Below are 20,814 nucleotides of genomic sequence, written 5' to 3'. Positions count from 1 at the left end.
TAGGCGTTGCTGTTCTTCCGTTAGGGGATAAGTGCGTTTTTTTTTTGAGCAACTGGTTTTTGTGACGTTTGTGACGGAAAATACCCAACGGAACGCAACTCTTCAACACTTTCTTTAACCACGGTAATAATGCGATCGATATCCTGGTCAGTGTGAGCTGCTGAGAGAAAACAGACCCGACCTTCCCAAACATAAACCCCTTTATGGATCAATAGGTAAAACAAGAGATCCATTTCAATGGGAAGGTACAGTTCACTAAACATACTTTGGAACTCAATTCTAAAAATCGACGAAAACTGATCGGCCCGCAGCATGAGTCCCTCAGTTTGAAAATAGTGATTCAAGGCTTGAGCAAGTCGGGCCGTAGAGTCATTCAATTTGGCTTGTAATGCTCCACCTTGCTCCTTGATATGGAGAAGAACTGCTTTGGCTGCTGACATGGCCAGAGGATGTTTGCAAAAAGTACCAGCAAAATAAGTGGGTTCCGTTTGGGGATACGATTGGTCTCCATAGTTCCAAGTGCCCCCGTCAATCCGATCCATATACCTAGCTTTTCCAGCTACGACCCCGATCGGCATCCCACCACCAACCGCTTTTCCATAGGTTGCAAGATCGGCTTCAATCCCAAAATATTCCTGAGCACCACCAGGCGCGGCCCGGAATCCCAGAATCACTTCATCAAAGATCAGGGGAATATCTTCTGAGTGGGTCAGGGCACGTAGCTCATGCAAAAACTCCTTTGGCGCAAGACTCAGCAGTCTGCTTTGAACTGGTTCTACTAGCACAGCGGCTAGTTCATGTCGATGTTGTCGAATAACCTCTAGACTCTCTGCTTTGCCATAGTCCAGCACAATCACATCTTTCACCATGTTAGGTGATGTTCCTGGGAACATAGGTTGGCCATAGGGTGTTCCATCAGTTTGTGCCGGAATGGCTAACGTACCATCAAAGTGACCATGATAAGCACCTTTAAACTTCACAATTTTATGCTTACCAGAAGCAGCCCGAGCAATACGTACTGCGGTCATCACAGCTTCAGTCCCAGAATTACAGAAAGTCACCCGTTCTTTCCCCGTGACCTCAGAGAATAGTTTGGCAACTTCTCCGGCCAATGGTGTTTGAGGACCCATTTGTACGCCAGTGGTTAGGGTGTAACGAACCGGATTCATGATGAAATCTGGATTATGACCCAACAGATGAACCCCAAAACCCATCGTAATATCAATGTATTCATTGCCATCAATATCCCAAATGTGGGAACCTTCGGCACGCTCTGCAACAATTGGGTAGAAAATCTCCTTCAGTTTGGGACGAAGGCCCCTAATTGATCGGCGATCTGCCAGGTAATTGCGATAGGCGGCGGCATTTTCTTTCGATCCCTTGGTGCGTTGGCAGTAGGCTTGGACTAAATTGTCGATGAATGCCTGTTGTTTAGCTGTTGGTGGTTTGCCGGCTTTGCCTTTTGCTCCCCAAAATGAGAATGGAGCGGGTGTCGATCCTATTTTTTCCGCTGGTTTTGGTTGAGTGGCCTCCACCGACTTGGCAGGTTCCATTGGTTCTATTGCCTTAACCAGGGGTTGCTGTTGTTGAGAAGGGGGACTCACGGGGGCCAAAGACACACTGGATTTTCCCTGGATGGTTTCCAATTGTTTCGTCATTACCAGTAGTTGCTGCTCAATAATGCGCTCCAGACCTGTCGAGGTGCCGTTTTCCACTGGTGCAAGAGCAACTGTTGGTTCCTGATTGAGTTTAGTGTCAAGTGTAACAGTGGGTTCAGATGGTTGAGCAGGTTGGTTAGGAAGAGCTGCTCCATTGGCCGATGGGGTGATAACTGGTAGAGAAACCTTTTGTGGTGGGACTTTCTGACTTAAGAAGTCAATGAGTTGTTGAAGGTTGGTCAACTCATCCAGGAATTGGTGAATAGCCAGAGTAATGCCGTAGTCTTTTTCAATGCGGGCAATAACATTTAATAAGGTGAGGGAATCTAGTCCTAGGCTGAGGAAAGATGTTTCACGATCGATGGCACTGCTGTCCATTCGCATCATAGTTGCAATCATTTCCGTCATTTCCCGCCCGATCCGCTCTGAAATAGCAGATGGTGAAGCAGTTCTAGAGGATTGTGTAGAAATCATAGTTGTTTCTGGCCAGTAACATTGACGTTGAAAAGCGTAGGTAGGTAGGGGAAGTTTCCGTCGGTTCTCATGGACATGAAAAGCATTCCAATCTATAGAAATTCCACAGTTATAGAGACAAGCAAGGCTATCTAAAACATCACCATAACCCTTTTGCGATCCTTCAAGAGTGGGAATCCAGTTCAGTTCTGGAAACTCCCGTTGTCCTAGACCACAGAGGATTGGTTTAGGTCCAATTTCCAGAAACATAGTTAGTCCAGAATCCACAATAGTTTTTAATCCATCATGAAAACGAACAGTTCCTCGAATATGGTCTGTCCAATAGGTGGCATCTAGGGTCCGTTCTGCATCCAAAAGATCTCCTGTTAAGTTAGAAATGAAGGGGATTTGGGGTGGATGGAAGTCAAACTGGGAGGCAAATCGTTCAAAAGTATCAAGGATGGGGTCCATCAGTGAAGAATGAAACCCATGGGACACCACTAATTCTTTGTAGCTTATATGCTCCGTTTCTAGGCGCTGGATAATCTGTGTTAATGATTCCTGTTTACCTGAAATCACCACAGCTTTTGGCCCATTAATTGCGGCAATGGAAACATCTGTGTAGTCCTGTATGTAGCTCATAACCACATCCTGGGGAGCGAAAATACCGATCATGCTCCCTGACTCTGGGAGTTCCTGCATCAGGCGTCCACGTTCAGCTACCAGCATCAACCCTTCTTCCAACTGGAAAACCCCAGCCACCCATGCGGCTGCAAATTCACCAACACTATGACCAATCACCATGCTGGGTTGAATGCCCCAAGACAGGAACAAGGCAGCAATGCCACATTCAAGAGCATAGAGTCCCGGTTGAGCAAATTCGGTTCTGTGGATCGAGGTGTCCTCGTCTTTTGCCAATAGAACATCTAGAATAGAGTGCCCGCAATGGCCAAAAAATGCTGTTTCACAGCGATTTAATACATCTTTAAACACGGGTTCAGTTTCATACAATCTGCGACCCATACCGGCAAATTGTGAACCTTGCCCTGTAAATAGGAATGCCAGTTTACCAGAAGCAGTGGTGCTGGATAGTAGGACAGGGTTGCGTTCCAGTTCCCGAATCATCTCACTACGATCGCTTGCCACATAGGCTGCTCGAACGTTGAAGTGCTTCCTACCTAAATGGGTGGTGTAGGCAGCATCGGGTAGGGAGATATCTGGATGCGTTTGGAAAAAGTTAGTATACTTAGCAGCCAGTTCGACGACGGCTTGCTCGGATTGGCCGGAAAGGGTAAGTAATACTCTAGGTCGGCTACTGGGTCTAGTTTGCGCCTTAACAGTTGGAGCTTCGGCAATGATGGTGTGGGCATTGGTGCCGCCAATACCAAATGCAGAAACACCGGCAATACGGGGATTACCATTGGTCGTCCAAGGATTGAGTTGAGCGTTGACAAAGAAAGGAGTCTGTTCAAAGTCAATTGCTGGATTGGGGGATTGGAAGTGGAGACTCGGTGGAATTTGTTGATTTTCCAGAGCGAGGACTGTTTTGATCAATCCGGCAACGCCAGCGGCTGAAATCAGGTGTCCAATGTTGCTCTTTACTGAGCCGATGGCACAATAGCCACGCCGATCGGTCTGACTCCCAAATGCCTGGCTGAGTGCTCTAATTTCAATAGGATCTCCCAACTCCGTTGCCGTCCCGTGGGCTTCCACATAGGAAATAGATTCTGGTGAAACTCCGGCGACTCTCATGGCCTCAGCAATTACAGCAGCCTGCCCCTGTACTGACGGGGCTGTAAACCCAACCTTCTCGGCACCATCATTATTAATTGCTGAACCTTTGACCACAGCCCGAATTGGATCGCCATCTGCCAATGCTTGACTTAAGGGTTTGAGGACGACTACGCCGACCCCACTGCCAAAAGTGGTCCCTTTAGCCTTGGCATCAAAGGGGCGACAATGGCCGTCTGGAGAGAAAATCATGCCTTCCTGGAACATATAGCCAGCTTGGTAGGGATGAACAACCGAAGTACCTCCAGCTAAGGCTAAATCGCAATCGCCGTTGCGGATGCTTTGGCACGCTAGGTGCAGGGCCACTAGCGATGTGGAACAGGCGGTTTGGACGTTGATACTGGGGCCAGTTAGGTTTAATCGATAGGAGACCCTGGTTGGTAGGTAATCCTTGTCATTGCCAAGCATAACCTGAAAGTTGTCCACTGATGAAAAGAAGTCACCATTATGGGACAAAATCTGATGTAAGTAAGAGCTAATTCCGGCTCCAGCAAATAGACCGATGGTATCTGTGGTTTGAGTAGGAATAGTACCAGCACTTTCCAAAGCTTCCCAAGCACATTCCAAGAAAAGCCGTTGTTGTGGGTCCATAATCTCGGCTTCAAATGGGGGAATACCAAAGAAACTGGCATCAAAATTCTGGATATCTTTCAGGATCGGGTTGGCTTTGACGTAATTTGGATTCTGTAATAATTCTCGCTCAACACCACTTTCCAGTAAATCTTCATCCGTAAATAATGTAATAGACTCGACCCCTTCCTGCAAGTTTTGCCAAAATGTTTCTGGATTATCTGCACCAGGAAACCGACAACTGAGTCCAATGATGGCAATATCTGTTTCTGCAACCTGACTTTTAGTAGATTGTTTGTTTAGAGCTTTTCTAACATCTCGGTGAGGTTGTGTAGGGAAATTTTGCTCAGAATTCTTTTGAATTTGCTCCGTTTCCTCAGAGAGACTTATATTTTTTTGATTTCGTAAATATCTCGCTTGAGCTTGAATTGTTGGGTATTGAAAGAGGTCAACTTGATCGATGACATTAGATCCTTCAAACCGCTCTTGAATTTTGGCATGGAGTAGGGTTAAAAGAATGGAACTTCCTCCTAGCTCAAAGAAGTTGTCTGTGATTCCTACTTCTTCAATTTGTAGTGTTTCAGCCCAAATCTCGACTAAAATATGTTCTTCATCTGTATTGGGTGGTTGAAAACGGTTTGTGAGTACTGGTCGTTTGATATCTGGTTCAGGAAGTTGCTTGCGATCGATCTTGCCATTAAGTGTTTGCGGAAAGGAGTCTAGAAATACAAATGCCTTTGGAATCATATAGTCGGGTAGAAATTCCCGCAAATGCTTCCGCAAGCGAGGCTCTAATTGTCGCCCCAAGCTCAGTAATATCGGGCAATTAGCCATCTTTTTAACCGATGCTACTGAGTTTGACTCTGGAAAAATCGGAGCTACCTGGTTATCCTTGAGAAAAACAACATCAAATACGCCGTTTTCATCACTATTAGCCCAACTGATGTAAACGTGATAGTCATAGATTTCACCCAGAGCAAAACATTCTGCTGGTTTGATAGCGCTCTCATTATCTCTTGGAACAATCAGGGAATTATGAACCGCTGCCAAACCTAAGACCTTTGGTTGATTCTGAAGTGTTTGTGTTAGGTAAGTTTTTGTCCAGTTTTGTTGCGTCCAATGAACCCACTCGAATGTCTTAGTTGGACGGGAACCTATTGAAATAACTACATCATAGCGATAGCAGGTGAACTCGTTTTCAAAGTTTCCTGCTTTAGGCACGATCCGGACTTCGGAAATGGCTGGAATCGCTTTTTTCAAGGCTAAAAACCATTCCGGGCTAATTACTAGCTCTTCTTCTTTGCTCATGGACTGCTGTACTTGCTGGTCACTAACCGTTTGAGATGTAACCGTTTCCAACAGTTTTTTGTGGAAGTTATTCAAGAGCAGAAGGTTACGAACATCCCCAATAAAAATAGAGCCATGAGTAGAAAGCAATGTAATTAACTGTTTAATGACATTTTCCAGGTAATCAATACTTGGAAAATATTGCACCACTGAATTTATGATTATGACATCAAAAGTTTCAGATTCCAGATTTGGTAGATTGTGGGCAGAACGATGATGTAATTCTACCTTGGAGGATAACTCCGAGTCTCGATCTAGCTGTTTTCGGATATAGGATAATGCTGCCCGAGAAATATCGGTTCCCACATAACGTCTGATATCTTGAGCAAGAGCAAAAAGCAGGATACCAGTTCCACAGCCAACTTCTAGCACCTGAGTGGGATTCAGCGATCGAATGCGCTTTAGGGTATTTTGACCCCATTCCCGCATTTCAGCTTCAGGCATCGGTTTACCAGTGAAGCTATTGTTGTAGCCACTGTAATTAAAGGTTGGATCGTAAACTGCCGATTCATCGCTGTGTGCTTTAGTCCAAACCTGTTCCCAAAGTGCAACCATGTCGGGTGTAGTGTGCAACTGAGGAACCACATAAGCTACCAATCTGGAGTCATCGGAACCATAGGATTTAACCGTAACTAGGGATTGCTGTACACCTTCATCTTCGTCAATATGGGCTTCAATTTCACCCGTTTCAATACGAAATCCATTCACCTTAACTTGATGATCGATGCGACCCAGGAAATGTAATTGTCCAGACTCATCAATGCGACCCATATCACCAGTGCGATAAATGCGTTCGCCTGCGATTTCAGAATCCACAAACTTTTCTGCATTCAACTGGGGGCGGTCTTTATAACCCAAGGCTAAACCTTTGCCACCAATACCGATCTCGTTCTTATCCAGAATGTAGATGCGAGTGTTGTGAATTGGGATTCCAATTGAGATTTTTGCATCTGTAATTGGAGCTAGGGTTGACCAAATTGTGGTTTCGGTTGGACCAAACATATTCCAAATTTCAGCACATTTGTCAATCATTCGTTTGGCTAATGCGGGTGGAAATGCTTCTCCTCCAACCAGGACTTTGAGGTTAGGATGTCCTTGCCAACCTAAATTGAGCATCATTTGCCAGGTTGTGGGTGTTGCCTGCATGAGCGCGATCTCACCACTTTCAGTGAGTTGATTTAGAATCTTGCCATTGCGTGCTTCCCTGCGCGTTAGCAAGCGAATACTCGCACCAGTAATTAAGGGGAGATAGAGTTCTAGACCAGATATATCAAAGGAAATGGTAGTAAGAGCAAGTAGGCGATCGCTAGCCTTAATCCCTGGTGAAATCTGCATGGATAGTAAGAAGTTCACCAAGGCACTATGAGGTACCATCACCCCTTTTGGGTTTCCAGTGGAGCCAGATGTATAGATTAGATAAACAGGAGCTTGTGGTAAGGGAGTTTCCTCTGGCGAATCAATTGGTAGTGTGGTAAGTTGTTCATATAATGAATCTAACTGTAGAACTTCCACATTAAGCGTTGGAATCGCGGAGGCAAACTTTGTGGTTGATAAAATATACTGAATTCCAGCATCAGTTATCATAAACTTCAACCGTTCTGCTGGAAAGCTTGGATCTAGAGGAACATAAGTAGCTCCAGATTTCATAATCCCTAGCAATCCAATCACCATTTCAAAACTGTGATCCATGCAAATCCCCACAAATTGACCCGAACCTAATCCTCTAGATTGCAGGAAATGGGCTAGTTGATTCGATCGCGTTTTCAATTCTGAATAGCTTAGTTGATTGTTAGCTTGACATAGAGCTGTTGCCTGGGGTCTAAGTTCTGCTTGCCGATCGATTAGCTGTGAAGTGCTCTTAGTGTCCTCAGAGAGAAATGGACCTGAAATACAAGGGATATCAGCCTCATTCAGGTTAGGTGCAAGTGTAGACATGGATGAGTCCTTTATAAATTCTTTAGAATCAATGCAATGTAGTTAGGGTTTGCTGAAAAAGTCTTTTAGTAGGGGCAGGAGACAGGAGACAGGAGACAGGAGACAGAAGAAATGGGAATGAGCGAGGAGGTAGGAGTAAGAATTGTCCCTTAATTTTTCTGCCCAAATATTGACCAAAATCCGCTCCTAAATTGAACCATTACCACTTAAAACCTCGCACTTTTTGATACTTAAAAAGGCTAAAACCTTTATCTATAAAAACTTTTAGATTTAATCAGCAAGCCCTAGTTATTGAGTCACTTGATAAGCAAGGTAATAGACAAGAATTTTCTGGGCATATTCTGAATGTCCAGGAAGGTAAGCTATTGGCTGAGAGATGTATTTTTGCTGCCATAATCCTTGGGATTCCATAGAGTTATATTCTGTTCCGTGACCCCCGTCTTCAAATAAATCAACCCGCTGTGAAAAGATCACCCATCCCCCAGGACGGGTGACACGGCAAAATTCTTGTAAAGGGAAGTGATTTGGAAAATAGGTAAGAACTCCAATACAGTATGTAGCATCAAAGGTGTTGTCTGGCCATGAAAGCGGTTCCTGCAGGTTGGCTTTCACTAATTCACGATATACCTGGCGCTGAACCGCCTTATCCAGTGATTTTTGGGAGATGTCAACACCTATGATATTGGTAAAACCCTGATTGTAGAGAAATTCTCCAGTAAGGCCAGTACCACAACCAGCATCTAGAATCAAGTCTTCAAGTGAGAAAAACTGCTTGGCTAGCTCAACACCAATTCGAGGGCCTTCATACGCCCATTGCTTGATCAGATCGTCGTAATCATCAGCTAAAAAGTCATAATCTGCCTCGACTTTTGAAGCATTTACAGGAGGGTTATTTGCCCAAGCAGAACTAATACTCTGAGGTTCTTGACTCATAGTTTCATCAATTTAGGTTAATTTTGAAAATAAAAGTTTAAGTGATACCTAAAATTAGACATCACTTAGGTATGACTTACCTAAGAATCATTTATATTTTTTTATATTCTCTGTTGGGCATTGTTCAATAATTGATAATTAGGGTTTGCTGAAAAAGTCTTATGGGCAAGGGTAGGAGACAGGAGACAGCTATACTGGAGACAGGAGAAATGGGAATTAATTAGGAGGTAGGAGGAAGAATAACCAAGGGATTATTCTGCGCAACTATGAGCCTAAAATGCGCTCTTTTTTGAACCATTATGACCATTAAGCTTGGACTTTTTTTAACTAAAAAATGCGCTCAACCTTTATATTTCAGTGCTTTTAGATTTAATCAGCAAACCCTAATTACCTCTCCCTAAAAGCTATCCCTTACCCATAAGTCTTGAAACCCTTGTGGGGAGGAGGGGAGCAGCGGTGCGACCCCGCGTCGGCGACAGACCCAAGGGAACGCGCAGCAAGAGAGGGAGCAGGGGAGAAAGGAGAAAAAACCATAGTAGCTAAGTAAAACTACTGAAGTTGTCAAAAAAAAGTCTTTTTCCATACATTTTTTCTCCCGAAAAACCTGAACCAAGACTTATGCATAACTCGTCTATTTTGTCAAGTTTTCTGCTAAGTTAAAGATGTGGGTAAAGCATAGCCCTAAAAGGAAGAGGATTGAATAAAAGGAAAATTTTTTCTCTCTTGGTCGATTGGATATGGCGAGGAGACCTCGCCATCCCTCGACCGCTTGTTTCTCCTTTAAAGAAGAGGCTTTAATCTTTAATTATTCGGTAAGTAGAATCAAAAGTCTGGACTGAAGCGATCGCACAATTTCTAATTCCACTGGTATATTAGCTAATATTTCTCCTACTGTGGATGGAGATTGACTGTTTGAGTTAGTATCACAAGCTTGTAGAAATTCATATTCTTTCCTTGACAAATTTACCAATTTATAGTCACCATCAAATATATTCTCACTAGGCCATCCCTGAAGACAAGGACTTAATTCAGGTATTGCTGCTAATAGAAGGCGATCGTCAGACCAATCAATCTTGGGTAAAGGTGGCCTACCTAAGAAAAACTCGTAATGACTAATCTGAGGGTCTAATAATTCAATCAAACGATAACGTTCCCGATCATCCAAATCAACAACTCTTTCCACTAACTCGGAAGATTTTCCGATAAGTCGTTCTATATTCCAGTATTCACGATTAGAAAATCCCAGAAACTTTAAACCAGATGCTTCTATCAACTCAAACAGAGTATCGATATTATAATCAATCTCTTGGGGATGGACATACATATCTGCAAAACACTCATCTCTTTTATTTTCAAAAGCCCATCTTTCCTGTTCATATTTGACAAGACGGTTATTCTCTGGTAGAGAAGCAAAAAGTTGACGTCCGATTTTTACTCCATCTTTGTAATTTCTAGGTTGATTACCTTGAAGGATAGCGATCGCCTGTTGCATGAGTCTAATTTCCCAGCGACCCAACTCTGCATAAACAAAGATGTGCATAATTCCACCCGGAGCTAACTTCAAAGCCAGATTTTGAATACCTTTAATAGGATCGGGTAAATGATGCAGCACTCCTACACAATTAATAAAGTCAAACTCTCCTTCTATTTGGCCGACATCATATATGCTGAGATGATGAAATTCTACTTGTGAAGCTCCCGAACGACTACACCGTTCTTTGGCCACTTGTAAAGCACCACTACTCAAATCAATTCCAACTACAGATGCTTGAGGATTAAGATGAACCAAATAATCTGTACTAGAACCAGTACCACAACCTGCATCTAAAATTCTAATATCTTGTTTTTGGGGTATTTGACCAGTGCAAAAACTGTAAGCTACTGGCCAACTCCAGCGCCAGTTATATCCAGGTGGTGCTTCATCTACTAATGGGTCTGGGGGAAATGGAAAAGTATCGTATAGTCCCTCTACAGCAGAACTGATATCTAATTTATCCTTCATAATGAAATTGAATGTTCAAATAGGTCCAAAAAGCTCATGCATATTAGCATTTTGGGCAGACAAGAGCAGAAAAATCAAGTGACAATTCTTCCCACTATCTCCTCTACAATTACCATTTTTTCTAATTTCTGACTTCTAATACCATTTCTCTGTAACAATGCACTTAATAATTTTTGCTCAGACCTTATTACACTGACTATTCTCATCTTTATATTAAGCGCAGCTTCATAGATAATTGGTATAACTCCTAAGTTCTAAACTTCTAACTTTTGACTTTTGGCTTTTGACTTCAAACTTTTAACTCCTAACTTTTGACTTCAAACTTTTAACTCCTAACTTTTGACTTCAAACTTTTAACTCCTAACTTTTGACTTCAAACTTTTAACTCCTAAGTTCTAAACTTCTAACTTATAACTTTTAACTCCTAAGTTCTAAACTTCTAACTTTTGACTTTTGACTTCTAAGATCCTGACTTCTGACTTCTGACTTCTAACTCCTACTCTTGCCAAAAGACTTTTTCAGCAAACTCTACTTAACAAAAATTATTATTTTTTCTAAGATAAATGACCATAAATCTATAAAATAAAATTCTGTAAGGTTTTTAACAAACACGGGTAATTAGCCTAAAATATTTTACCTTTGAAACAAAGTAAGGAAAAGCTAGAACATAAAAATAGCAAAAATACTTACTTTCTTTATGCCTCAATATTTCTATATGGTTAGTGTTAGACAACTTAAGGTTAAATAACTAAGCCAAGATTAGAAATAAAACAGGTACATTGGGCTAGGCAATACTTAATATAAATTCAGCCTAGTTTTTAAGGATATTCTAACTGAATATCTGCAAAAATAAGGTATAGGTTTCTAATGCTGATGTGAGAAACATCTGAACGAAAAATTTTGATGTAAAGCTACAGTAGTTTATCTGTGGAAATTCAGCAAGTATGGTGTTAAGAAAAATAACTATGCTTTCAGCAATAATCCAGAGGTAAGCAGAGAAAGTAGCTTAAATAAGATATAAACTTTGAGGTGGGGCATCGCCTTAAGTATCAATTAAGTTGCTGATGAAAGTCAATAAAACACAGATAGTAAAGAATATTTTCTAGTCTGTGGAAACCAGCTTTTACAGTAGGGAAAATCTTCATTGCAACTTCAGAAAAACCCATACTTACTCTCTAGAGAAAATGTCTGGGAAATGTCATAAAAATTCAAGCTAACAGTCTGAATAGAAGCTGTAAAAACTTCAAAATAGGGAGCAATAATAATCGAATGACTGTCAAAGCAAGTGGTGGAAGCTCAGTTGCACGTCCGCAACTATATCAAACTGTACCAGTATCAACTATTTCTCAAGCGGAACAACAAGACCGCTTTTTAGGAAAAGGAGAACTAGATGAACTAGCAACTTTTTTTAGTTCAGGAGCAAAACGTTTAGAAATTGCTCAGATACTGACTAATAATTCAGAAAGAATTGTTTCTGTTGCTGCCAATACTATTTTTACTGGTGGTTCGCCTTTAGCCTTTTTAGAAAAGCCAGATGAAGAAGAAATGGCCATGAGTGCTGTTACGGCTGCAACAACATCAGTTTCTGAAGGCATGAAGCTAGGTACTGTTACTTATGTAGAGAACAAAAGTAAAAACAACCCACTTCAGGGTATACGCTCGCTGTTCACTAATTTAGGAGCTAGTAGTGCTGGCCCTGTACCTGCTGGTTTTAGGCCAATTAGTGTGTCTCGGTATGGTCCAGTTAATATGACCAAATCCTTGCGGGATTTATCTTGGTTCTTACGCTATATTACTTACGCTATTGTGGCGGGAGACCCTAATATTATCTCAGTCAACGTTCGTGGTTTAAGAGAAATCATTGAGAATGCCTGTTCCTCTGCAGCTACAATTGTAGCTATCCAACAGATGCGACAAGCTTCGATTAGATATTTTCAAGACCAGGAAGCAAGGGAGATTGTTGCGCAATACTTTGATGTCCTTTTAACTGAATTCCGTGGCTCAACACCCTCTAATAAGCAACGCCGGGGCCAAAGTTCAGACCAACAAGGTTTAGAACTACCACAAATTTACTTTAATGCTGCTGAAAAGCGACAAAAATTTGTGATGAAACCTGGTTTGTCTAACTTCGAGAAACAGGATGTCATTAAAGCTGCTTATCGCCAAGTATTTGAAAGGGATATTGTCCGAGCTTATAGTTTGAATATTTCCTACCTGGAATCTCAAGCCAAAAATTGCGAAATCTCCATGAAAGAGTTTATCCGTCGTTTGGGTAAATCTCCTTTGTACCGGAAACAGTTTTATGAAGGTTTTGTCAATAGTCGTGTTGTGGAATTGGCAGCTCGTCACTTTCTGGGTAGGGGTTTGAGTTCACCCCAAGAGTTCAGCAAATACTTTAACATTGTTACCAAAGGTGGTTTGTCAGCCTTGGTAGATGCCATGGTGGACTCTCAAGAATACTCGGATTATTTTGGTGAAGAGACAGTACCATATCTGCGTGGTTTAGGTCAAGAGGCTCAGGAATGTCGTAACTGGGGACCACAAATAGATCTGTTTAACTATAGTGCCCCTTTCCGAAAGGTACCTCAATTTGTTACCTTATTTGCTGACTACAATCAGCCCTTGCCAGACCAACACGTTTATGGTATGGGTAACGATCCATTAGAAATCCAGTTTGGGGCAATCTTCCCGAAAGAAACCCGTAGTCCCAAAAATCGTCCTGCACCTTTTGGCAAAGATACTCGTCGGATTCTAATTCGTCAGGGTGCTGGTATTGATAGCCAAATTAGTAACCCTGGTGCAAGAGCTAAAAATCCTGGTTCTCTTGGTCCAAAGGTTTTCAAACTTGACCAACTGCCTGGAGGTTATGTTAGTAGTGGTTTTAGTAACTCTGGTGGCAGCAACGGTGCTAGCATTAAGTTTTCTGAAAGTTCTACTCAAAAAATTATTACAGCCGCTTATCGTCAGGTATTCGGTCGTGATGTTTACGATGGTCAGCGTCTAAAGAGTGCTGAGAACAAACTAGAAAATGGTGATATTACTGTTCGCGAGTTCATTCGTGCTTTAGCGAAGTCTGATACTTTCCGCAATATGTACTGGAGTTCTTTGTATGTGTGCAAAGCTATTGAGTACATTCACCGAAGGTTGTTAGGTCGTCCGACTTATGGACGTAAGGAAATTAATTATTACTTTGATATTTGTGCCAAGAAGGGTTTCTATGCTCTAGTAGATGCAATCATCGATAGTCAAGAATACAATGAATCTTTTGGAGAAGATACTATTCCTTATGAACGTTATCTAACTCCTGGTGGTTTGTCATTACGAAATACAAGAGTTGGCAGTATTGGTGACAAAAATCTACAAGTTGAGAAAGAAGTTACGCCAAGATTTGTGGAGTTGGGTACTCCTGCCGAAATGCGCACTGAACCTGATATTGAGTTCCGGGTTGGTCAAGGTGTTAACAAGCAACGGGAGCAGTCTAAGGTATTTAAGTTGACAAGTACCCAAGATAAGCAACAGGTGAAATTGATTATTGCTGCTGCTTATCGTCAGATTTTTGAACGCGATATCGATCCTTACATTGTTAAGAGTGAGTTCTCTTCCTTAGAAAGTAAGTTAGGGAATGATGAAATCAACCTCAAGGAATTTATTGAAGGGTTAGGTTGTTCTAAACTTTATGTTAAGGAGTTTTATACACCTTATCCTAATACTAAGGTAATTGAACTTGGTACTAAACATTTCTTAGGACGTGCTCCTCGCAATCAAGTTGAGATTCGTAAGTATAATCAGATTCTGGCAACTTTGGGTATTAAAGGTTTTATCAACGCTATGGTGAATAGTGCTGAATATATTGAGATGTTTGGCGAGGATACTGTTCCTTATCGTCGCTTCCCGACTTTACCTGCTGCTAATTTCCCGAATACTGAAAAACTGTATAACCAGTTAACTAAGCAAAATGATGATTTGGTTATACCGAGTTTTGAACCTGTAGCTATAGCTGACCGCAGTTAAACCAGTAATTATTTTTCTGAGGTTTTAAGTTGCATTTATCCCTTGCTATAAATTTTTATAGCAGGGTATTTCTGATAGCAGAAGGAAGAGGGAAGAGGTAAGGGAGAAGGGGGAATAGGGAAAGACTGGAGTTTAGACTAATGACAGCGGGCTGAAAACTTGCCGAGGGAGAAGAGTGAGATAGTCGAACCTAGGCAGAAACTATTTCTGTATCAGCATTGCAACAACTTTTAAGTTAATTATCCAGAGCTTTTGCTATGGGTTAATTGTCCCATGGCAAGACTTTTTGAAGAGTTTGAATAACCTACTCCTGACCCAAACTCCCTAAAAAATACAAATCATAAAGAGCATCAAGAACATTCGCATCCCTGATATTACCCAAGGGTAGTGAGTTCCAATTCTTCATTGCTTCTGGGTAGATTATATCAAATCCGTTTAATTGGACATAAAAAAAATCTTCAATCGCCATAACTACGTTTATCTTTGTAATTCTTTCTCCTCCTGACTCCTGAGGACTGACTCCTGACTCCTCCTAACTTAACCATTCTATGGCTGTTTAACCGGATTTGATGTTATTTGAAGATTCCAAAATTTAGTCTAAACTCCAGGAAAGAGGAAAAACGTGGTGCATGATAACCGAATTTGTTATCAGACACCATTTTTAGGTATGAACGACAGTTCACCCCTACAAGATGCGGTGGTTCTGCGTAAGTCCTGATTGCTATATGTTGATAATTCTATAATTACTTCAATATTCAATCTCCCCCACTCCCCCACTCCCCCACTCCTCTACTCTCCAGATTTGATATTACTCGTGCAAGATGGCGGAAATAACTGACCAGTTACAAAATCCTCAAACAATTACAAATCAAAAATGATTGACTTTTAACTTCCGCGTAGCGGCACTAGGTACTAAAAAAACCTGCAATAATGCCTATAACAAGTGCGATCGCCATAAAAATTAGAGCAATAATTAATAACCAATATTGTAGTCGATATAGTTTCCGGAGTTCACCTAAAGCACCCATCAGGTTAACAATATCATTACCTTCTGTATCAACAATGAGTTTAAAAGAAGAAGCAGCATTTAGAGTCCAAATACCAATGAATGTCTGAACAACCCCTTGAATAATAGCACCTGGATTTACACTAAACAACCCAATTATTCCAGAAAGAACTCCAATAGCAATTAAAAAGTAGCTCACAAAGCGCATTTTGTTGGATAAGTCCAAAATCAATTCATTTTGAGACTGCTCGAATTCGTATTGTTGACCTTCCATTTTTTTTCCTAAGATAATGAAAATTGAATTGAACAGGACTTACGCAAATTGACTTTTAAAGTACCATTTTGCTCTGCGACATATAAAGTTGCAGCTCTAGGTTAGCAAATGGTATTCGCCCTCACCATAAGTAGAGTCTCTGTGTAAGTCCTGTTGAAATTAATTATATCAATTGGAGAAAACAATGTTAAAAAACTGTGATATTAGCTACACAGAGAACAAGCAATAAAAATATCAAAACTGTCTGATTTTACTTTTAAATTAATTTTAATCAGGAGATTATAGGTATAGAAGTTGACAGTTTGATGAACTACATAATAGTTTTGATGAAATCAAGTAATTTCATTTCTGGCGTTGGTGAAAAGAGGTATGATGTCTTGTCCGGATAAGAGCGCAAACAAAAAACTTTCTCCCTCTACTATTCTTTCTTCTTCTTTGTTTCCTCCTTACTCCTGAGGACTGACTCCTAAATAATTAAGATTAATATCATACACGCGTTTCACCAACGCCTCATTTCTTTTGCGTTGAATTATGTCTAGCTACTTAAGTTATTTTTTTTAATACTGCAAGGTTTTTTGGCGTTGCTGAATCAAGGTATGAAAATAAAAACTGAAGAATCTCAAATATTTGTCATTAATATAGTTTAGCAATTGCAAAAAAATACAAATCATACCCCAAATCAGCAACGCCGGTTTTTTTATAGTATAGCAGAAGAAAAAAAGAAGAAGGAATAAGGAAAAATATTGCTTTGTCTGAGTTTTAAGCTTTTGATATGTCCGCACCATTTCCTTTGTATATTTCTAGCATGGCTATTTAAGTTTGTCTTGAAGTAAAGCTAAAAAACAGATAATAAATCAAATAAAATTTTTAACGTTATTTTCTAGATAAAATTACTTTGAGGTTTTCTTTAATTAGTAATACCTACTGTTAATAAAAATGCCATTTGAATAAAAAATAGTTCTAAAGATAAAAATAAGTTTTCTCTCAGTTAAGTGATTTTTGAATATTGAAAAATTTTGTAACTATTCGGATTGTAAAATTTTGTTTCATTTCGGAGAATTAGCGTTGCCCTCAATCTCTAAAAGGGCTAATATACATAGGATTTCATAAAATCAAGGAGCCTAAATTCCTCTCTGGAATTAAATCTACAAATTACAATATGTCAAAGACTTATACTGTTGAAATTCAACACCAGGGACAAACTCACACTATTCAGGTGCCAGATGATAAAAAAATATTAGAGGTTGCTGAGGAAGCTGAACTAGGTTTGCCTAATTCTTGCAACGCAGGGGTTTGTACAACCTGTGCAGCAAAAATTATTGGAGAGGGTACTGTAGATCAAGCTGATGGTATGGGAGTTGGTCCAGAACTCCAAGCAGAGGGTTATGTCTTATTATGTGTTGCCTATCCTCGGTCTAATTTAAAGATAGAAACTGGAAAGGAAGATGAGGTTTACGATCGCCAATTTGGTTCTTCATAAATAGCTTCAAAATGAATGAAAAGGAAGACTTAAAAATTAATAATTAATAATTAATAATTACCTCTCCTAGAAAAGAAAAGGTAAAAGGAAAAATTTTTATTCTCTTGGTCGAAACGACCGCTTTTTTATCCTTTAAAGGAGAGGCTTTAAAGCTTAATTATTCGGTAAATAAAGTTTATTTCGTAAACTAATTAACTTAACATTGTACAGATAACTGATAACTGAAATGACTACTCATTTTATTAATGCTGAAATTAACCTGCAAGAATCACCAAATAAACTCAATCAAGAAATTGAAAAAGAGTTAGAAAAACGTGGCGAACCTCTACGTTGGGCAGTGACAAAGATAGATACAGAAAAACAAACAGCTCATGTAGAAGCTGTTGTAATTGAATCAGAAAGTTTAAGCACTAATGTTTAATTAGTTATTCATGCTTTTTGATTGATAATTGTTGAGTTTAGGGTTGGGTTTATCTAGGATAATACCTAACCTAAAATTATTTTTAATAGAGTTTAAAAATTAGCTTTTCTGCTGAAATTCTTGAATCAAAAACTTGTTAAAACGAACTTACTTTTTGACTTTTGACTTTCGACTTAAAACCTTATACAGTAGTCTTAATTATTCCAACTGGTATCGGTGCATCTATTGGTGGTTATGCTGGAGATGCTCTACCAGTGGCACGAGCGATCGCACAAACTTGCGACCTCCTAATTACTCACCCCAATGTTCTGAATGGGGCACAACTATATTGGCCATTATCTAATGCTCTTTATGTAGAAGGCTATGCCCTTGACAAATTTGCTCAGGGATGGTACGGATTACAACCTGTACATCAAAACCGAGTGGGTTTAATCCTCGACCAAGGAATTGAGCCAGAATTGCAACTGCGCCATTTACAAGCTGCGGATGCGACTAGAGCAACTTTAGGGCTAAATCTGACAGATTATATAATTACAGATGCTCCACTAGAAGTACAATTACAACAATCTGAGTCTGGAGCATCCTGGGGCACAATAGCTAATTCTGATAGTTTACTACGAGCAGCAGAAACTCTAATTCACAAAGCTAAAGCAGAAGCGATCGCTGTTGTTGCCAGATTTCCCGATGATGAAGGTAGTACAGGATTACAATTATATCGCCATGGACAAGGAGTTGACCCTTTAGCTGGTGCAGAAGCAGTTATTAGTCATCTGATTGTCAAAACTTTTCAGGTTCCCTGTGCTCATGCTCCTGCTTTATTACCTCTACCTTTAGACCCTAACTTATCGCCTCGGTCTGCTGCGGAAGAAATTGGTTACACATTTTTACCTTGTGTATTAGTGGGATTGAGTCGAGCGCCCCAATTAGTAAAAACAAAAGATAGTTCCTTACTCCCTAATACCATTTTGGCAAAACAAGTAGATGCTGTGGTTGTACCTGCTACTGCTTGTGGCGGTAGTGCAGTAATGAATTTCAGTCAAACTCCAGCGCAAATTATTGCTGTTAGAGAAAATCAAACTCAAATGCAAGCTTCACCAGAAAGTTTGGGGATAAAAGCATTAGAGGTGAATTCATATTTGGAGGCGTTGGGGGTATTGGTTGCTCATCGGTCTGGCATTAATCCAGAGGCATTAAGGCCAGAAATATTACCAATTGCCAAAATTCAGTAGTACAGCAGTCGAAGCAAAGGTTAGGACATATAAACCCACATTCCGCACCACAAAATGTATTATATATAGAAGAAGGAGTCAGGAGGACCGAGTCAGGAGTCAGAATTTAGGAGAAAATCATAGCTATCGTGATTGAGTACATAATCAAGCAAGTATTTATGCTTAATTGTTTACTCAGAATTTGATCAACGAAAAAAGTAATTGAGATGATTTGCATAGTATAAATAGGGTTTGCTGAAAAAGTCTTTTAGTAGGGGTAGGAGACAACCCACCCCTCGCCCCTCCCCCTCCCAGGAGGGGAATACAGGAGACAGCTGACAGGAGAAATGGGAATGAGCGAGGAGGTAGGAGTAACAATTGTCAATTTGAGATTTTTCTGTCCAACTATGAGCCTAAAATACGAGCCATGCATGAGCATGAATAGCTGAAAAATTTGCACTGCAATTCGACCCCAAAAAGGCACTTGTCTTTATATGTCAATGCTTTTAGATTTAATCAGCAAGCTCTAAATACCTACCAAGCCACGGTTTTTTTTATACTACTTTTAATGTTGCAAAATGAAGTGCGGAATGTGGGATAAAAAGCTTACAGCAGTTTTCTAGTGGATGAGGTACATCTTGGGAGTAGCGGTGCGACCCCGCGTCGGCACCAAACGCAAGGGAATGCTTACTCCTGTGAGGGAACGCGCACCAAGAGAGGGAGTAGGAAAGAGGGGATAGAGATTAATATTGAACTGTACCTCACTATCTTAAAAAGTGCGGTCAAACTCAGACAAGGCAAGGTTTTTCCTTCTTCCTTCTTTCTTCTTCCTTCTTTCTTCTGCTATACCATCCTGTACAATAGTTAAATATAAAATCCAAACTTAATTTGATGGCGGACAAGTGACAGAGCAAATTCCTGAAAATCCAGAAATCGAGCCTCTAACTCGTACTCAAGTATTGGTGGCAATGGGAGTAACAGCATTGGTATTACTGGCAATCTCTAAAACCTGCTTGCTACTTGGTGTGAATTTATTACCTGTGAGTTGGAATCCAAGAGCATTATTGTGGGGAGTAGCGATCGCTTTAGGTATTACTATCGCCAGTTCCTTAGTTTATCGCATTTGGCCTACCTACCGTCGTAGTGCAGATCAATATCTTAAATTAGTTGTGACTCCTTTGTTATGGCCCGATTTAATCTGGTTGGGGTTACTACCAGGATTGAGTGAAGAATTGTTATTTCGAGGTGTAATTTTGTCTGCCTTGGGATTGGATACAGTGGCATTAATTGCTTCAAGTATTTTCTTTGGTGTTTTACATTTGAGTGGTAAGCAACAATGGCCTTATATGATTTGGGCAATAATAGTTGGAATGGTGTTGGGATATAGTGCTTTAGCAACAGGTAATTTATTAATACCAATTATTGCGCACATTTTGACAAATTTGATTTCTAGTAGTATGTGGAAGTGGGAACATAATTAGGGTTTGCTTATGGAAAGTCTTTTTGCTCTTTGTAGGAGACAGGAGACAGGAGAAATGGGTCGGGAGCGAGGAGGTAGGAGTAAGAATTGTCAGAGTGATTTTTCGGCTTTTGCTTCGGTGAAAATCCTCACTTTTTTAACCTAAGCTACCGAAAAGCTCATACTTTTTCAAGACATAAAAAGCCTAAAACCAATATCAGTCAATGGTTTGATATTTAATCAGCAAGCCCTAATTACAAATAGGC

12 protein-coding genes are annotated in these 20,814 nt (G+C 40.4%); 7 read left to right on the top strand and 5 right to left on the bottom strand.

Going from position 1 to position 20,814, the window contains the following annotated elements; all coding sequences use genetic code 11:
• Positions 1-20 precede the first annotated feature (20 nt).
• The 4 genes from F6K18_RS17855 to F6K18_RS17840 form a co-directional block, all read right to left on the bottom strand.
• Entirely contained in the window at positions 21-7,754 is a 7,734-nt protein-coding gene (locus tag F6K18_RS17855; RefSeq protein ID WP_287522613.1) for a polyketide synthase, read from the bottom strand.
• A gap of 288 nt (positions 7,755-8,042) precedes the next feature.
• Positions 8,043-8,687: a class I SAM-dependent methyltransferase gene (locus tag F6K18_RS17850; protein ID WP_287522612.1), complete on the bottom strand. Its 645-nt coding sequence runs from the start codon at positions 8,685-8,687 to the stop codon at positions 8,043-8,045.
• A gap of 805 nt (positions 8,688-9,492) precedes the next feature.
• Complete coding sequence (locus tag F6K18_RS17845) at positions 9,493-10,689, bottom strand: class I SAM-dependent methyltransferase (RefSeq protein WP_287522610.1); 1,197 nt, start codon at positions 10,687-10,689, stop codon at positions 9,493-9,495.
• A 74-nt stretch (positions 10,690-10,763) separates the two neighbouring features.
• A complete protein-coding gene (locus tag F6K18_RS17840; protein ID WP_287522609.1) occupies positions 10,764-10,895 on the bottom strand; it encodes a hypothetical protein in 132 nt (43 codons plus the stop codon).
• 1,063 nt (positions 10,896-11,958) lie between these two features.
• Between F6K18_RS17840 and F6K18_RS17835 the strand changes: the two genes are divergently transcribed.
• Positions 11,959-14,700: a phycobilisome rod-core linker polypeptide gene (locus F6K18_RS17835; protein WP_287522608.1), complete on the top strand. Its 2,742-nt coding sequence runs from the start codon at positions 11,959-11,961 to the stop codon at positions 14,698-14,700.
• A 905-nt stretch (positions 14,701-15,605) separates the two neighbouring features.
• Here the strand turns inward: F6K18_RS17835 and F6K18_RS17830 are convergent.
• The gene (locus F6K18_RS17830) at positions 15,606-15,980 is read right to left on the bottom strand and encodes a hypothetical protein (protein WP_287522606.1); all 375 of its coding nucleotides are present in this window, start codon (positions 15,978-15,980) and stop codon (positions 15,606-15,608) included.
• A 1,159-nt stretch (positions 15,981-17,139) separates the two neighbouring features.
• Here F6K18_RS17830 and F6K18_RS17825 point away from each other — a divergent pair.
• From F6K18_RS17825 to F6K18_RS17800, 6 genes are all read left to right on the top strand, one after another.
• The gene (locus F6K18_RS17825) at positions 17,140-17,460 is read left to right on the top strand and encodes a 2Fe-2S iron-sulfur cluster-binding protein (RefSeq protein WP_124143172.1); all 321 of its coding nucleotides are present in this window, start codon (positions 17,140-17,142) and stop codon (positions 17,458-17,460) included.
• A 226-nt stretch (positions 17,461-17,686) separates the two neighbouring features.
• Positions 17,687-17,881, top strand: a complete 195-nt coding sequence (locus tag F6K18_RS17820; protein ID WP_287522605.1) for a hypothetical protein — start codon at positions 17,687-17,689, stop codon at positions 17,879-17,881.
• A 161-nt stretch (positions 17,882-18,042) separates the two neighbouring features.
• Positions 18,043-19,110: a DUF3326 domain-containing protein gene (locus F6K18_RS17815; RefSeq protein WP_287522604.1), complete on the top strand. Its 1,068-nt coding sequence runs from the start codon at positions 18,043-18,045 to the stop codon at positions 19,108-19,110.
• Positions 19,094-19,246, top strand: a complete 153-nt coding sequence (locus F6K18_RS17810; protein ID WP_287522603.1) for a hypothetical protein — start codon at positions 19,094-19,096, stop codon at positions 19,244-19,246. Before F6K18_RS17815 ends, F6K18_RS17810 begins: the two co-directional genes overlap by 17 nt.
• A 745-nt stretch (positions 19,247-19,991) precedes the next feature.
• Positions 19,992-20,570: a CPBP family intramembrane metalloprotease gene (locus tag F6K18_RS17805; RefSeq protein ID WP_287522602.1), complete on the top strand. Its 579-nt coding sequence runs from the start codon at positions 19,992-19,994 to the stop codon at positions 20,568-20,570.
• 9 nt (positions 20,571-20,579) lie between these two features.
• On the top strand, positions 20,580-20,714 hold the full coding sequence (locus tag F6K18_RS17800) for a hypothetical protein (RefSeq protein WP_287522600.1): 135 nt from the start codon (positions 20,580-20,582) through the stop codon (positions 20,712-20,714).
• The last annotated feature ends 100 nt before the right edge of the window (positions 20,715-20,814 follow it).

The organism is Okeania sp. SIO2C2 (assembly GCF_010692625.1).
Taxonomy (GTDB): domain Bacteria; phylum Cyanobacteriota; class Cyanobacteriia; order Cyanobacteriales; family Microcoleaceae; genus Okeania; species Okeania hirsuta.
The sequence above is the reverse complement of the archived record's forward strand: the minus strand, read 5'-3'. Positions and strand labels throughout refer to the sequence as shown.